The 17,575-nt window shown below is 38.0% G+C and carries 11 protein-coding genes; 5 read left to right on the top strand and 6 right to left on the bottom strand.

Annotated features, from left to right (window positions below; translation table 11 throughout):
* Positions 1-12: 12 nt before the first annotated feature.
* The 3 genes from H5187_RS10915 to H5187_RS10925 all read right to left on the bottom strand — a co-directional run bounded on the left by H5187_RS10915 (position 13) and on the right by H5187_RS10925 (position 7,991).
* On the bottom strand, positions 13-1,482 hold the full coding sequence (locus tag H5187_RS10915) for a glycoside hydrolase family 28 protein (RefSeq protein WP_182797861.1): 1,470 nt from the start codon (positions 1,480-1,482) through the stop codon (positions 13-15).
* A gap of 237 nt (positions 1,483-1,719) precedes the next feature.
* Entirely contained in the window at positions 1,720-4,743 is a 3,024-nt protein-coding gene (locus H5187_RS10920; RefSeq protein WP_182797862.1) for a TonB-dependent receptor, read from the bottom strand.
* A 533-nt stretch (positions 4,744-5,276) separates the two neighbouring features.
* A complete protein-coding gene (locus H5187_RS10925) occupies positions 5,277-7,991 on the bottom strand; it encodes a TonB-dependent receptor (protein WP_182797863.1) in 2,715 nt (904 codons plus the stop codon).
* A gap of 423 nt (positions 7,992-8,414) precedes the next feature.
* Here H5187_RS10925 and H5187_RS10930 point away from each other — a divergent pair, with 423 nt between their 5' ends.
* From H5187_RS10930 to H5187_RS10940, 3 genes are all read left to right on the top strand, one after another.
* On the top strand, positions 8,415-9,173 hold the full coding sequence (locus tag H5187_RS10930; protein WP_182761024.1) for a rhamnogalacturonan acetylesterase: 759 nt from the start codon (positions 8,415-8,417) through the stop codon (positions 9,171-9,173).
* A gap of 257 nt (positions 9,174-9,430) precedes the next feature.
* A complete protein-coding gene (locus H5187_RS10935; protein WP_182759763.1) occupies positions 9,431-10,426 on the top strand; it encodes an LLM class flavin-dependent oxidoreductase in 996 nt (331 codons plus the stop codon).
* Positions 10,427-10,665: 239 nt separating this feature from the next.
* Positions 10,666-11,646 carry a patatin family protein gene (locus H5187_RS10940; RefSeq protein ID WP_145239058.1) on the top strand — a complete coding sequence of 327 codons (981 nt, stop codon included), beginning with the start codon at positions 10,666-10,668 and terminating at the stop codon, positions 11,644-11,646.
* 83 nt (positions 11,647-11,729) lie between these two features.
* Here the strand turns inward: H5187_RS10940 and H5187_RS10945 are convergent, their stop codons facing one another.
* Together H5187_RS10945 and H5187_RS10950 are read right to left on the bottom strand one after the other, a co-directional pair.
* Positions 11,730-12,596, bottom strand: a complete 867-nt coding sequence (locus tag H5187_RS10945) for a DMT family transporter (RefSeq protein WP_182717273.1) — start codon at positions 12,594-12,596, stop codon at positions 11,730-11,732.
* Positions 12,597-12,646: 50 nt separating this feature from the next.
* A complete protein-coding gene (locus tag H5187_RS10950; RefSeq protein WP_259401723.1) occupies positions 12,647-13,294 on the bottom strand; it encodes an AraC family transcriptional regulator in 648 nt (215 codons plus the stop codon).
* 295 nt (positions 13,295-13,589) lie between these two features.
* On the opposite strand from H5187_RS10950, the gene H5187_RS10955 reads away from it, so the two are divergent.
* Both H5187_RS10955 and H5187_RS10960 read left to right on the top strand, forming a co-directional pair.
* Positions 13,590-14,996 carry a sodium:alanine symporter family protein gene (locus tag H5187_RS10955; RefSeq protein WP_182717275.1) on the top strand — a complete coding sequence of 469 codons (1,407 nt, stop codon included), beginning with the start codon at positions 13,590-13,592 and terminating at the stop codon, positions 14,994-14,996.
* Positions 14,997-15,069: 73 nt separating this feature from the next.
* Positions 15,070-16,116, top strand: coding sequence for a patatin-like phospholipase family protein (locus tag H5187_RS10960; RefSeq protein WP_182761022.1), 1,047 nt, complete (start codon positions 15,070-15,072; stop codon positions 16,114-16,116).
* A 133-nt stretch (positions 16,117-16,249) separates the two neighbouring features.
* On the opposite strand, the gene H5187_RS10965 is transcribed toward H5187_RS10960, so the two are convergent.
* Complete coding sequence (locus H5187_RS10965) at positions 16,250-17,191, bottom strand: DUF4238 domain-containing protein (RefSeq protein ID WP_182784253.1); 942 nt, start codon at positions 17,189-17,191, stop codon at positions 16,250-16,252.
* Positions 17,192-17,575: the final 384 nt, after the last annotated feature.

A 17,575-nucleotide genomic window follows, 5' to 3' on the forward strand; every position in this document is an offset into this window, starting at 1 on the left:
TATTAATACTTATTATTTTTGTAATTGAGCCATAGTTAACGGCTGTTTGTTTAAAGTGACATTGGTTAAGCTCATGTTATTCACATTAGCAACAATAGAATCATCACCCACTTGGTCAAAATGACAGTCGATAAAATGGATATCGTTCATTGGTGCGCGTGCAAAGCCATTGAGGTAAAAAGCCTTACTCAACACATTTTTACAATGTAGGTTTTCAATTTGAATATCACGAACTGTTGGGTCGAACTGTCCCGCATCGCCTTCTTCATAAAAAAAGTTGATCACAACAGCATTTTTAACCGTGCCAACTTCGATGTTACGTATGCGAATATGCTCGATCAAACCGCCACGTACTGAGTTAGTTTTGATACGAATAGCGCGCTCTAGGTGGGGGCTGTCCATGGTGCAGTTTTGCACAAAGACATTATTTACACCGCCAGATATCTCACTGCCGATCACAACACCACCATGGCCTTCTTTCATATGGCAGTTTTCAATAACAATGTTTTGCGATGCTACCCCAACACGGCGACCATCAGCATTTCGGCCCGATTTGATCGCGATACAATCATCACCGGTATCAAAGACACAGTTTTTAATGTGCACGTGGTCACAACTTTCTGGATCACAGCCGTCTGAATTAGGACCATGGCTTGAAAAATTGACGTTATCAACCGTAACACTTTGGCATAAAACCGGGTTCACTAACCAAAAAGGTGAGTTTTTAATTGTTACGCCTTCGATTAAAATATTTTTACATTTATACGGTTGAATAAAAGGAGGGCGTAAATAGGCACCAGTACTGTATATACGTTGGCTGACAGGCACACCAGCTTCGGCATCAACCATTAACTGATCACGTGCTTCACGCTGGTGCAATACTTTACCTTGGCTATCTTTAATTAAATCCCAATGACCTTCCTTGTGTGGTCCCTTCCAAGGCCACCATGTTTGGTTATCACCATTTCCTTGCAGTGTTCCTTTACCTGTGATGGCAATGTTTTCTTGTTCATAAGCATAAATCAGTGGTGAGTAGCCCATCATTTCTAAGCCTTCCCAGCGAGTAAATACCTCTGGTAAGTAATGATTAGGATCAGTGCTGAAACTTAATATTGCCTTATCAGCCAAGTGTAAATTTACGTTAGAAAGTAAATGAATGGCACCGGTCAAGTAGGTGCCATTTGGAATGTAGACCTGACCACCTCCTTGTGCGTGGCAGGCTTCAATGGCGTTTTTAATGGCCTGTGTACAATCATGTTGACCATTTTCTTTTGCACCAAAGTCTTTAATATTAAATTGTTTAGCAGGGAAGGTCGGTACTACAATCGCTGATTTGATTAGTGCAGCCATTTGCCAATCGTCTGCGCTAATAGGCGCTTCAAAAACATTGAGCAAAGGCGCTGACTGACAGCCCATTAAAGTTGCTGTTACCAAAGTGCTAGAAGCTAATGCTTTGAGAAAATAGCGTCGTTGATTATTCATCTTGTATCCTGCTGCTGTAATTGGAATTATTATAATAAGCTAACATTAGCAGTTATTGCCACCGGTGGCAATGGTGTTTTATTACTAAGTTTAAGTTTTAAAAGACTTATTTTTTGAAAAAGTTATTTAAAATTAGTAACTAATAAAATAATCGACAGTAAAAACCATCGATTATGCACGGGGAGAGTATTTTATTGCAGACATAGCCCAGTAGACGAGGCTATGTGTTGATTAAGTTTAGAAAGTGCCCCTTACACCCACTAAGAATTGGCGACCCGATGACAGGTTTTCGTAAGGGCGTGGCGTGTAAATATCATTCCACATATCTTGTTTTTCATCTGTTAAATTAACGGCTTCAAATGAAACACTCATTTTCTCTGTTAACTTGTAGCGGGCAGAGAAATTAAGCTTCGCCTTTGCATCATAACCACGCACAAAGGTTGATTCATCTTTATATTCGTCTAAATATTGTTTGTTATAGCCGCTTCGGTAGTTATAAGAAAAACGAGCCGACCAATCGTCTACTTGATAGTACAAGGTTATGTTGTATGTGTTCTTTGATGTTTCTTCTTCTACTAAGTTAAGTTGCGTGCCGTAAAATGGGTCTTCTATATCACGTGTATAATCAATATAGGTGTAGTTAGTTTGTAAACCTAAGGCATTAAATGGTTCAGGTAAGAAGGTAAAAGGCTGTTGATAAATAAATTCTGCGCCCCACATGCCTTCAGCATCGGTATTGACAAGTTGCGATACTTGCCAAGTCACAGTGCTAGGATCTGTGTCGCCAAGGTCGATACCAAGTCTATCGAGTTCGGCTTGTGATAAAACCTGCTCAGAGCTTGCTTTTGTTAAACCCGAAATATTTTTATAAAACAGTGATGTTGCAAGCAGTGACTCTTCAGCAAAATACCATTCCAAACCTAGATCGTATTGTTTCGCTTTATAAGGCTTGAGTGACGGGCCTGCACCCATCTTAATTGTCGCTGATGGATCATCAATACTCGGCGTATTAATACTGATTGAAGAACGCAAATCAGATAGTTTTGGGCGAGTAATTGCGTGTGAATAACTAAAGCGACCGACTAAGTCCTCAGTGATATCGTAAGCAAGGTTTAATGATGGCAGCCATTCATCTCCTTCACTCACAGACTCACGCCAACCATAACCTGCAGCATAGTTTGCACCGTCGCCACGTCCCGCAGTGAAACCATCTTTGTAAATATGATCTAAATTTACGATACGACTGGTGTTTTTGTTATCAACATAACGCACACCAACATTACCACGTAGCTCTTTATCAAATATGTAGTTTCTGAAATCTAACTGGACAAATGCTGTAGCAACTTCTTCTTTAATATAATAAGTGCGTCTAAAATCTTCTTTGGCTTGAAAAAAGTCTGCCCCAGCAAAGGCGTTGTACATGGCATTATAATCAGGTGCTAACCAAGTACTACTGTTAAGCGTTGATGAACCAGGAATTGAAGCGTTGTTACCAAAACTTACACCTTGTTTATCTAAAGTGGTATTGAACAAGCTGCCATCAATTTGGGCTGCATCTAGCGATATAACACGCTCTTCTGCTATTGCGCCTGATGTTTTGTTTGTTTCTTTATTGATGTCTTTCCAGTTATTTAAATTATAGTGTTGTTCTGTTTCAAAACTACGCTGACCCACACCAAACTTAACCGTATATTCATCGTTAATCTCGTATGTAAAATCAACTCTAATAGTTTTGTTTTCACTTTCAATTGTTTGCGAGCGATTACGTACTAAACCAGCGGTGTAATTACTTGGATCTGTCATCACCGACGCTATTTCATCTTTACTATAATTCCCGCCAGGTGGCTGACCTGCTGCAAATGCAAATGATGGCATATTAGTGTTTAATTCACCGCTACCAATCGCTTGTCCGCCTGGGTTATTAATTAATGATAATGGGTCTATATTACTATCAAAACTATAGGCCACGGTAGATTGATTACTATCTAGGGCAAAGGTGGTCATATTCGGAATGTCTAAATCTGATTTACCCTGGCCTATCAGGAAGTTCATTTTAAAACGATCGTTAATAAACCAATTTCCAGTAAAGCTAACTTGGTCAAATGCTGATTCAGATGTATCTTTGCGTGTTTCTGAACGGATAATGGCGTTTGAATATGCACCTGCGACTATGGTGTTGTTGGCATCGACATAAATGTTTTCAGGGACGATATCTTTTTGATCTCGTAATAATACTTCGTAGTGATATTCTTCAGAATCATTATCCAAGCTTGCATGCAACACATCTAAGTTGAATGAGAGATCATCAGTAGGCGCATATTGAAAAGCAATTGTTGCACCAAGACGTTTTTGTTGTTTTGAATACAATGAATAGCGAGGAATACGCGGTAAATATAATCCATCTAAATTTTCATTGGTGTAATTCCCGTTTGGCATTAGTAATGTTTTCGGTGCTACGGTAAGATAATTTGAGCCGCCTTGACCAACAGGTAAACCATCTTCGACAAAACTGGGATTGTTTACAGTCCAACGTCCAGTTGAAGAACCTTCACTTTGTACTGTGCCATCAGAGTATGCAATAGAGGCAAGTACACCAAACTTATTATCCCAGTTATTACTGAGCATAAAAGAAGCACGAGGCGATACATCCTCATCAACATCACTATAACGAGCATTGACATTGTAAGCGCCTTTAAAGCCATCATATTGAAATGGACGCGCCGTTTGTAAGTTTACATTCCCTGAAATGCCGCCGTCTTCAAGTTCAGCAGAAACGGTTTTATTAATATCTATTTGGGTAAACAGTTCAGATGCGAATACGTTAAAATCAAAAGCACGAGAAGTATTAGAACCACCAGCCGCATCAGTAGCAGCACCAGCAGATGCTGATTCCATGCCATTAATTGTGGTTTTAACGTAACGAGAACCTAAACCGCGAATGGTAATTTGACGACCTTCACCCGCATCCTCCTCAATAGAGATACCAGGTACGCGTGAAAGAGAATCTGCCACATTTAAGTCAGGAAATTTACCAATATCTTCTGCAATGATGGTTTCACGGGTGCCTACGGCTTCACGCTTAGACATTAAAGCGGCATTGATACTACCGCGAAAACCTTTTACTTCGATCACTTCGAGTTGATCATCAGCAACAGCATCATCTTGAGGGGCTGCATATGCTAAGCCACTGGTCAATGCGCCACTGAGTATTAAATTGCTCATTAACTTACTAAGTTTAAAATTGTGTGTGCTGGTTGTCATAGTGGTTCCACGTTCTACTTATTGTTATTAAGTTAACATGACTTAAAAGAGAGTGTTTGTCATGTCCTTGTTCTGATTTTTATTGCACCTAACCTCATAATCCATAATGGGAAAAATAACGAGAAAGCAAGTAGCAAAGTGTTTGATGAAATGCCTTGCTACCGGTGGCACAAAATGAAAAATATAGCGTTATTGATGCGAAGTCAAATGAAAAACATAACATTATTCATCATTAATTTACATTTAGAACAGCGTACGAATACCATTCAAGTGCAACATTATCTATAAGTACTATGATTTAACTGATTATTTGCCACCGGTGGCATTGTATTTTAATTATAAATAATGGATGCGCTACTTTAGTCGTATAAAAACAATATAAGAATATTTTTGTTAGTATGTGAGTAATTTTTGATTATCAATTAAGAAAGGCAATTAACATTGAGTTGTTGGTATTGTGCGTAAAAAAACAGCTTAATTAAAATGTTAATTAAGCTGTTTACCTTAGGGGAGTTTAAAATTTAAATACTGTTTTACAAGTTGTAGCGTATTCCTAAAAAGAACTGTCGGCCGGTATGATTATATTCACGTGGTAAATCTAAACTGCCATCACCTGTTGTATATAGGCGTTCATACTCATCGGTAAGGTTAATAGCTTCAAATGTTACAGTGACATTTTCATTAATATTATAAAAAGCAGATAGGTCAAAATGTGTTGGACCAGATGTCGCTTCTTCGGCATTACCATTGTTACCCGTGTAATCTGTGATGTAATTGTCGCGTTTATTTACTGAGGCACGAGCGCCATAGTTTTCTTCTTCATAATACAGGGTAAAGTTATAAGAATTTTTAGAAAGACCCGTAATTTCACCTGCAGAGACATACGTATAGTTAGACACTAACCCCATATTTTTTAACAACCCAGGTAGGAATGAAAAAGGTTGCTGATAAATAAGTTCAAGCCCTTTGATCACAGTACCTTGTCCATTTACAGGGACGAAATGAGTGTAAGGGGTAGTTCTAGGATCGAGCGCACTTGATGGATCATATTGCGGATCATTATCAATAAAGGGTAAATAAGCAGGATCGACGAGTTTTTCTTCACTATCACTTTTTATAAAAGAGCCAATATCTTTGTAAAACGCTGTTGCTGCTAATAGCGACTCTTCTGCAAAGTACCATTCAACACCAACGTCTGTATTGGTAGAGGTGAAAGGGTCTAAGAATGGGTTACCCGCACTAACAGTGCCGTTTAAATAAGAAAACGATGGATTACCAGGATTGAGTGAACTCAAACTCGGGCGGGTCATGGTTTTAGATAAACCCAGCCTTACAATCACATCATCGGTTGCATCAAGGGCTAAATTTAGCACCGGTAAAACATTGTCATAGCTATTGTCGATTGATACCGCATCAGTTTGAATAAAACCTGTTGATGTGGTTTCAGTTTTTACATAGCGAACACCTGCATTGGTGCGTAGTAGCATATCGGAAATTTCATATTCAAAATTAGTTTCCACATAGGCAGCCATTGTTTCTTCTTCAACTTTCCAGCTTTGTGCACTGCGTGGCACCCACTCTTTAACTAAAAGCTGTGAATTTATTGCATCAAAATCAGCCACTATAAAGGGTGATAACGTGCCGTCATAACCGCTGCCAAAATCATCGTAGGGCATTAACTGAGAAAATCCAGCTGCAGAATCTTGATCAGGAAAACCGTTTATTTGTGATTCATCGTAACTAACCGTTCTGTCGTTATAGGCTATACCGCCTTTGATATTCATCATATCCATCTCGTATGATAAATTAATTTTAGCGGTGTCATTTTCGCGCAGTACATCTGTTGCACGTAAGCGCCCATCGGCTAAATCAAAAGAGTTGGCATCTAGAGTATCGTAATCGTAATTCATCACAGCGGTATTATTGCTGGTGCCAAAATCCATCGATACTCTATGAGGTGTGTTATTAGTCATGTTATAACGATACTGCTCAGAGCGAGCATCCGATTCAGCAGTGCCCACCATAGCGTCTAATCGAAGGTAATCAGATAAGTGATATTTAGCTGAGAATACGTATTGTTGAAATTTTGTTTTTGAAATCTGCTGACGGCTTTCTACTCGAGATTTAACGCCGTTAAATGTCGCTGCTTGGATCTGTTTGCCATTGTCAGCAATGGTAATCGATTCAGGAGTAATTTCGCTGAATGTGTTTCTAAACATCTCGAAAAAGTTGTACATAGTACGGTCATTATCGAGTGTCGAATGTAATGTATCTAAGGTAAGAACGAGATCATCATTTGGGGCATATTGTAAAGATCCGGTAAAACCTAAGCGGTCTTGTTCATTACCAAAAAAATCAGGACGAGGCAGGCGAGGGGTATATAAACAGTTTACTGGATCAACGCTTTGCCCTTCAAATTCACAATTACCGGTGTTGGGTGTGCCAATTACTTCAGTATTAGAAGTATCTGCGTATATACCGCCACCATCAAGTACGGGGGTGGTCCAGCGTACTGTACCAAAGCCTTCTTGACGCACGGTGCGTTCAGATTTTGCGACAGAGAATAAAGCCCCGATTGTATCATCAGCAAATGTGTTGCTGATCATAAATACCATCCGTGGGTCGACTTCTTCAGTGAGGTCGTTATAACCGGCTTGCGCAGACGCTGCAACATGAAAGCCTGTTGTGTCAAACGGACGTGCAGAATACATATCAACAGTCCCGGCTATACCACCTTCTTCAGTTGCGGCCGTGGGCGTTTTTTGGATATCAACACGATTAAATAGTTCGGATGCAAATATATTAAAGTCAAATGCACGGCCACCATTTACGCCGCCACCAGAGTCGGTGCCATCGGTACTAGCAGGTACTTCCATACCGTTTAAGGTAGTACGTGTAAATGCAGGACCTAAACCACGTAAGGTAATTTGCCTACCTTCACCACCTTCACGAGAAATAGCTACCCCAGGAATACGTTGTAATGATTCGGCGATATTCAGATCAGGGAATTTACCAATATCTTCAGCCGCGATAGATTCAGTGGTATTTACTTCAAAACGTTTAGTTGCTAACGATTTATTTAATGATGATCTAAATCCAGTTACTTGAATTAACTCAATGTCATTTTGGGCTTTAGTATCTGTTTGTGGCTGTTCATCGGCTGCGATTGCATACGATGTTGTGCCCAGTAGTAAGGCACTAACAATGCAGTTAAGTGGCTTGAGAACGAACTTATTTGCAGTCTTCATTGTGTGTTCCTTTTTTATGCTGTTGATTTGAGTTTTTATTTTTATTACTTTATTTAGCCAGTCAAATATAAGTCTATGATTAAATGTCATAAAACTATGATTTGAATCGATAGCAATATCAGCTAAATACAAATGCTACCGGTGGCATAGAAATCAAGCTATATCTAAAAAAGCATATTGTCAAACCTAATAAATTACATTTTTTATGTTTTATTTACATTTATTTGGCAGTAAATGCACATTAAGTCTTGGTTTAATTTTATTCAGCACCATGATTTAACTTGTTATTTGCCACCGGTGGCAGTTGGTGGTATGTTTATAACGACAACCACAATTAAGTAAAATTATTTTTTCACTCAATTACAAAAGATAATTTTATAAAGAGCTAAACTGATTTTTTAAAAACAATAAAGAGCGAGTAGAATGGGAAAATTAATAGCAGCAATATTTATCATGGTGAGTTTTTCAAGTATGTCAGCAACTACTAAAGTTCAGCTTTTTATGGCAGGGGATTCAACCATGTCAATTAAAGAAGTGAAGGATTACCCTGAAACAGGTTGGGGAATGCCCTTTAGTATCTTTTTTAATGACAGCATCGACGTTAAAAATCGTGCTAAAAATGGTCGTAGTACACGCACCTTTATCAGTGAAGGCTTGTGGGCGGGCATTATAAATGAACTTAATAAAGATGATTTTGTGATCATTCAATTTGGTCATAACGATCAGTCAAAACAGAAAGTAGACCGCTACACTACACCAGAGCAATATAAGCAAAACCTAGTTAATTTTATTGCTGAAGTAAGAGCAAAGCAGGCACAGCCATTACTGATGACCCCGGTAACGCGTCGTTATTTTGATGAAAAAGGTCAGATCAAGGACACCCATCCTATTTACGCTGATATAGTAAGAGATGTAGCTAAACAGACAGGGGTCGATTTTATTGACATGGAACGGGTGACCCAACAGTATTTTCAAAAGCTTGGTGGGATCAACTCACGCCTACGTTTTATGCATATAGCACCTAACTTACATCCAAATTACCCTATGGGCGTAGAAGACAATACCCATTTCAATGAACTTGGTGCTCGAGAAGTTGCTCAATTAGTATTAATAGAAATGAAAAAAATAAATCACCCACTCGTTAAACAATTACGCATACCTGATCCAAAACATTTAAAATAAAAATAATATTTATAAATCATATTGTTATGTTTGATACAGCTAATAACGTGTGTAGTTTATTTAGTGTATTGTAATTGCATTGAATGAGTGTAAGTGCATTTAATGCAATAATCACTCTGCACTTAGCTTAATCGACAGGATCAATTGAGTAGTTAAAATCAATGATTGAATTAACCACCCAGCAGACCCATTAATGTAATGATGGTTAAATTATTTTGACTATCTTTATCACTTATTAAAGGCAATGAGGAGTACGCATGTCTGGGTTATCTGCAATACCGTTTTCTTTACTTGAGCTTAGCCCAATGAAAGAAGATGCCACCGTCTCAAGTACTCTTGCAAATAGTGTCGCTTATGCACAAAAAGCTGATGAACTCGGTTTTAACCGATTTTGGATGGCTGAACATCATAATATGCCGGGAATTGTCTGCGCGGCAACCTCTGTATTAATTGGCCACATAGCAGGGCAAACTAAAACTATACGAGTAGGTGCTGGTGGCGTTATGTTACCAAATCACCCGCCACTGATTGTTGCAGAGCAATACGGCACGTTAGAGAGTTTATACCCTGGGCGTATTGATTTAGGTTTAGGTCGCGCACCAGGTAGCGATCATATAACCAGTCGTGCTCTGCGCCGAGATGAACGACGCGCTGAAAACTTTGCCGATGAAGTCACTGAACTGCAAACTTTATTGGGCCCTTACGATGGTAGTCACCCTGTTCGCGCTATTCCTGGCGAGAATACCAATGTACCTATTTGGTTACTTGGTTCCAGTTTATATAGTGCGCAACTAGCAGCTAAAAAAGGCCTCCCTTATGTGTTTGCTGGCCACTTTGCACCGCGTTTTGTTTATGATGCAATCGCTTTATACCGCCGTGAATTTCAACCTTCTGATGTGTTAGACAAACCTTATGTAATGCTTGGCTTACCGATTGTTGCAGCAGATAGCGATGAACATGCACAGTTTTTAGCAACCACGTCAAAACAGCGTATCTTAGCACTGTTACGTGGTGATCCTTTATGGCTAAAAGCTCCCGTTAAAAGCATGGCTGGATTATGGAATGAGCAAGAGCAGGCTCAAGTTGAAAACTTTTTAGGATTATCTGTGGTAGGGAGTCCTGTGACCATTGCTCATAAGCTAAATATGATAGTCAAAGAGCTTGGTGTCGATGAATTCATTTTTACCAATGATCTTTACCAAAGTAGCGACCGTCATCACGCGTTGGAGATTTTACGGTCAATAAAAGCATAACCACTGAAAATTAAGCTAAGGTACACTTAACCCCCGTTACAATACAGAAACTAGCTAATACACAATGTTTACTAGTTTCTGAACTCTACTTAAAAGTGCAAAACACAGCACTAATCTTATTTAAGCTTGCGTTCTGTTTTTATAATCAATTCGATTTATATAATCAATTTTAACGTTTGATTTAAACACATTAAAATGAAGGTATAAACCAATAAAGTAATTACAAAGGAAGGCATATTTTGAAACCTCAAGACCCCAAAATCACAAATACTTTCGATAAAACAGCATTGATCGCGGAAGGTGGTGGGCAACGAGGGATCTTCACCGCAGGTGTACTCGATGCATGGCTTGAACATGAATATGACCCATTCGATTTATTTATTGGTACTTCAGCAGGTTCACAAAATCTTACTAGCTATTTAGCTCGCCAAAAAGGGTATGCCAAACGCTTAATAAGAGGGCTTTCGCGTCACAAACGATTTTTTCAATTAGGCCGTGGTTTAGTAGGTAAACATATAGTCGACTTAGACTGGTACTTTGATAAAACTACCGAAGTTAACAGAGCACTTGATTTTAAAACTGCAAAAGCCAGTTTGGGTGAACGGGAGTTACTTATTACCGCCACTAATGCCCGTGATCGAAAACCTTATTTTTTATCACCAACCGGTGAAGGCCAGCAATGGCGAGATCTATTAAAAGCGTCAAGTGCACTGCCATTTTTATATAAACAAGGTGTAAAACTCACGCCATGGTTAAATGCATTAGCTGCTAATGAAATAGATAAAACCGACGTACACGCTGAGTCAGACTTTTACCTAGATGGTGGCCTTGCTGCGCCACTACCAGTGCGCGAGGCCTACAATCGTGGTGCACGTAAAATTGTGGTGATCCGCACAGTTGATCAAGACTTTCAAGCGCAGTCGGCATGGGTAAACAAGTTAAAAGCGTTTGTTTGTGCATCAGGATATTGCCCAAAAACCTTAGATTACTTATTACAACACGAACAAGCGTATGAGGATGAGTTAGCATTTATTGCCAATCCTCCTAAAGATGTAGAAATAATACAAATTTTTGCAAACCAAAAGCTTTCGAGCAAATTACTTGGTAGTTCAACCAATGATCTACGTCGTGATTATAAATTAGGTTTATTGGCAGGTAATAACTATTTTACTGAGCAATACCCAGCAAACAATACCCATCCTGTTGCTGTAGCTAACTAATTAGTATTGATAAATTTATTCCGATCAGTTGCGTGTGAGTTGGATAAGTATCCGGTGTTGTTAGTTTGTAATTAATAAGCGAGTCATAAATGGCTCGCATTAACGCTCCGAGGCCTGCATTTATAATTACTGATCGCTGCGCCAATTAAAACAAATGCCAATGCAATTAAAATTGCCCATGAAAAATGTATTTGTTGAGCCATAACCAGTAACACGGTAGAAAGTAACGGTGTTAAAAAACTCAAAGAGGCAAGTAACGTTTTATTACCTCTTTTTAAAGCGATGTCCCATAAGTAAAATGCGCCACCGACAGGTCCTAACCCTAACAAAAAAATACCTACAGTCTGCGTTAATGAAAAACGCGTGACTGTTTGTTCAAAATATATATGTGCCAATAAGGCCAAAATAGCTACATAAAGAGAAAGCCAACCAATATCATCAACGTGATTATCAAAGCGAGTCATGAACAATGAATAACTCGACCATAATAGCGCACAACTCGCAGCAAATAGGTAGCCTAAAAAGTACTGGCTATTGATAGTAAAACCACTGCCATCACTAATTAAAAACACGATCCCTATAAAACCAACCAGCCCGCCTATAATCGCATTTATTTTGTTTTCAGACCGTGCGACAAAAACACCCAATAACAATGGCCATAAATATACAATCAGGCTAACTTCAATCAATGGTGCATATTTAAGTGCCATAAAATAACAAAAATGAAAACCAAATAAGCCAACTATACCAATAATTGTTTGCGCCTTACCAAGTGTAGGCAGAGTTAACAAAGGCTGCTTGGTAACAAGCCGTTTAATAAACAGCAATAAGAACGACACAAAGAAGCACATAAATAGTAATTGAAAAGCCGGTAATGCTTTAGTTAAATTACCCAACAGTGCTAATGCACCCCATAAAAAAATAGCTAATACGCCGAAAATTGTAGACATAGCAAACATTTAATTAAAAATTAATTGATAAAGGTAGTTTATCAATTTTACTATCTAACACTGTGCTTAAAAGGCGATATTGTTGACGTTAAAGCTGCTTTTTTAAGTCTCGTGGGGGATTGTTTGAAGTAGCAAGTGAAGGCGCGACTAAAAGCTGATGGGTCGTTATAACCAACCTGTTCACCAATTACTGCTATAGGTAAATCAGAGTAACAAAGTAAGGAACGCGCATGTTCCATTCTTAATTGCGTGTGATGTTTAACCGGGCTGGTGTGCATACATTGCTTAAAAACCGCTTTGAATTGAGTAACACTTAAACATGCAACCGCAGCCATATCATTCAATGTATAGTCTATCGATAAATCTTTTTTTATTAATAACAAAACGTTATTTATCCGCGGATCAATAGTCGCATTGGTAGTTTGTTGCCTGAGTAACACCAAAAATAAATTAAAACATAACGCTGCTTCATCTATGTTACTTACACCTTGCAACTGCTTTTGGGTAAAACTTAGATAGCTCATTAATTTATCGTCAATACTGAAACATGGGGCATTCATCGTCGTTAAGTTATTTGGGAGCTCTAATAAATCGGCCACTATAAAACGTGCATTTTCATCTGATTTAAACGCATGTAGAGTATTTTTAGGGATCACAACACATTGACCAACACCAACAGGCGCCGCGAAATTATTCATTTCAAGTTCTATATAGCCACAAAGTGGTAAAACAAGTTGGTGATAGTGGTGCTGGTGGCTGTGGATTTTTCGTGTGTAGTATCGAATCGATAAGCTATTCATCTATTAAATTTAATAATTGCTATGACAAACAATCATGAAGGGAATTGTAGGGTGTTGTAAATAACTTTTTGTTATTTTAATACACTCAATACTTGCTAATTTATATCAGCAAGATAAAGTATTGCCAACTAAATATTCTTAAATTCAGCATATGTATTCTATTGCAGGTTGAAAAATAATAACAAGGGCAAACATGTTTGATTTAATCGTAGGCAGTATAAATAACCTGCTTTGGGGTGAAGGACAAATACTGATCTACATTTTACTGTTTACAGGTATTTGGTTTTCAGTACGCTTAAAACTGATTCAAATTTTAAAATTTAAACACATGTTCAGCCTTCTCAAAGGCAGTAGCAAATGCAATAAAAACGACATTAGTTCGTTTCAAGCACTGTGCACCGGATTAAGTGCGCGGGTTGGAACTGGCAATTTAGCCGGTGTTGCTGTTGCGATATCATTAGGTGGCAGTGGCGCCATATTTTGGATGTGGGTGATTGCCATACTGGGCATGGCGACCGGTTTTGCAGAAAGCGTACTTGGCCAAGTGTATAAAGTACGCGATAGTCAAGGCGAATTTAGAGGTGGCCCCGCTTATTATATTCAACAAGGAATAGGCAGTCGTAGTCTCGCTATCGCGTTTGCGTTGTGTTTGTTCTTAGGTTATGGCTTTACTTTTAGCGCGATGCAAACCAACACCATTACTGATGCGCTTAATTTCGCTTTTGAAATTCCAACCTTATATTCAGGCATAGTCATAACCCTACTTGCAGGCTCTATTATACTCGGTGGCTTTAAAGCTATTGCCCGCTTTGCTGAGCGAGTAGTGCCGGTGATGGGCATTGTATTTGTACTGGCAGCTGTGATTATTACCTTGATTAACTTCACCCAAGTGCCTGCTATGTTGAAGGATATATTCTTATCTGCTTTTGGGCTGCAAGAAGCCGGTGCAGGCGCAATGGGCGCGGCAATCAAAAACGGTATTCAACGTGGTTTATATTCTAATGAGGCCGGTGCAGGTAGTGTGCCGCATGCATCAGCAAGTGCGTCGCCTATTCCAAATCACCCAGTAACGCAAGGGTATATTCAAATGCTCGGGGTGTTTTTTGATACTATAGTGTTGTGTAGTTGTACCGCTGTGATTATCTTATTGGCTGATATTGATATCAGTGGTGAGATGGCAGGCATTCGCTTAACACAAGCGGCAATGACCGCACATTTAGCACAAGGGGGCGTGTACTTTGTAGCTGCAGCCATTACTTTATTTGCCTTTACCTCGGTAGTGGCTAATTACGCTTACGCCGAAAGTAACCTACATTTATTTAAGCTCGATAATAAAGTAGGGCGCGGCATTTACACATTTTTATATCTATCAATGATGATGTGGGGGGCGTCTGCCACATTAAAAGAAGTATGGGATTTAGCCGATATTGCTCTTGGCTTGATGACAGTTGTCAATGTAATTGCCATAATACTGCTCACCCCGACTATTTTAAATGTCACAGACGATTATAATAGGCAACGAGCTGAAGGTATTGAGCCTGAATTTAATGCAAAAAATGTGCTCATTCAAGGTAAAACCGAGCAGGGTATTTGGCACTAAACATGACTATTGCCGCGAGGTTTTTTGCATAAGTATTCACCTTGCTGGTTGTTGAAAATGATTAAGTATTTTTATGATTGATATATATGCAGGTAAAACTGCGGCAAAAATAATTACAGAACAAGGTTTTAAGCCCGACCTTTTTAATGCCTTTTTAGGTGCATCCGGTGGCCCTAAATGGTTTACTTTATTTGGTTTAGATAAGTATATTTTTGGTGAGTTTTTTAAAAACCGATCATCGCAACTCAATTTAATTGGATCATCGGCTGGCGCTTTTCGCGCTGCGTGTTTTTCACAAAATGATCCCGTTGCCGCCATTACGCGGTTAGCAAAATCATACAGTGAAACTCGTTACTCGAGTAATAAACCAACACCGCAAGAAATAACCACTAAAGCCCGTGCGTTACTAGAAGATGTATTTGGCGACAATGGTGTTGCTGAAATAATTAATAATCCAGTTTTCAAATCACATTTTATTGTTGCTAAATCAAATGGCTTAGTAGCCAGTGAGCAAAAAGCGTTGCAACTGCTTGGGCTGACAAAAAGCTATTTAAGTAATCGAGTTAACCGTCGATTTTTGACAAAGCAATATGAGCGGTTTATATATCAAGCTCCAAACAGTAACTTTCAACTTGAAGATAATTATAAATTTAAAACCACCCAACTAGACTTAACAACGGATAACTTAAAGGATGCGTTACTCGCATCGGGCTCAATACCACTTGTTATGCAAGGCATTAAAAATATAGCTGGATCGCCGCCTGGTATGTATCGCGATGGTGGTATTGTTGATTACCACTTTGATTTTAAAATTAACAATCCTGGACTTATTCTATATCCACATTTCAATTCAGATCCAAAAGCAGGGTGGTTTGATAAAAGCTTAAAACGTAAAGTCGCCGCTGAAAATTATGATAACGTGGTTATGATCACACCCTCTAAAAAATTCATCGCCAGCTTACCTTACGGAAAAATCCCCGACAGAAACGACTTTACAGATCTCGATGCGGATACACGTATAAAATATTGGCGAACAGTATTTAGCGAGACTGAAAAACTAGCCGATGATTTTGATAAAAAACTCAATAGCGAAAATATTGAGCTGAAAATAATTGAATGATCTAATCTATCAAGTAATGTAGTTTTATGACTGATAGTTAACAACGCAAAAATTACGGTACGTAATATAAAAGAAAAGGGCGAAAGCCCTTTTTATCAATTATTTACAATGTTAGCAATAAGATATAATGACACTAGTGAGTTTTCATAAATAACTTTTTGTATTCATTTATAGAAGATTCTGAATCTGCAAAATAAGTTTGATGTGAATTTTGAACAATTAATGAGTTAAATAATTTTACATCTTCTGTTGTACATAACTCATTAAAAAATTTAGTGTTTATATCACGTAAGATTACATACCCAAACTTTGGTGAGATTGGAAAATAGAGATCTTTACCATTACCAGTAATACTTTTAAGACTTACTACTGGTGAATCAGAAGTAATAAATGAAATGTCTGAAGAGTTAATTAATGGGATATGAATATCGATATTACAATTTGTTAAGAGATTAAGAGCGTAATTTTGCCCAAAGACAAAACTAAAAAACCACCAGTGTTTTCTAAATACACTCAATAGAATGTCAATATCTTTTTCATCTCTAAAATTCTCATTTAAAGAAAATCTAGGCCACAAATTTAACTTAGAAAAACTACTATCTTTTAAATCCTTAGTCCTAGTTGCCTGATGACCAAGAAAATTCATAAAATCTTTAAAGTAATCTGAGTTTTCAAGGATATTAAAATCACCATTACTTAGTTGAGGCAAAACTTTAAGCATTTTACCCTCTATTTTAGAATGATAATTCTCTAAAAGGTTAATTTTCCAGTTATTAACACTATCGGATTGTTTTAAAGCAGCTTTAAACGAATTGTAGTAATGAAGGTTTATCTCGTAATTAGAATCAGATATAAACTTAAGAATGATCTTAATATATAGATCTTCATAATTTTCAATATGTTCCAATTTATAAAAAAAATCTTGCTTAGCTACTCCAAGCGCGGTTTCAGTTGCTGCAATATGTTTTTTAGTAGCAAAGTAAGCTAATTTATTATCAACCTGCCAATTTTCTAGATAACGCCGCCAAACAAAATGATGATTTTTTTTGGGTACTAATTTTTTAGATTCTAGCAAAATTAACTTCCTGTCTTTTCTGAAATATCACCAACAATATCTAGTAATTGGTTCTGTAATTCAAATAAATACTTATCTTGTGTAGATGTCTGTCTTTTGAGGTTTTGGTACATTTGCTCTGATTTCTTAGCAGAACATTTATATCGGTGTACTAACTGTAAATGAGATGGTTTTACTATACCCCAAGGCGTAGTCATTTTGTTGTCGTGATATCAAATTCTATAATCTGCCCATGGGCGAGTAGGAGAAAATAGCCTAGATAAATTATTTAAATTTGCTTTAGCTGACGCGTTTGATAAAAGTATAGCTATAAAAAATTTGAATTAAAACTAATTGAAAAATTTAAGCTATAAGTTATTTTTGGCTGATAGCTGATAGCTGATA

Origin of the sequence: Pseudoalteromonas sp. SG44-1 (genome assembly GCF_014164315.1) — a bacterium.
Lineage (GTDB): Bacteria > Pseudomonadota > Gammaproteobacteria > Enterobacterales > Alteromonadaceae > Pseudoalteromonas > Pseudoalteromonas rhizosphaerae.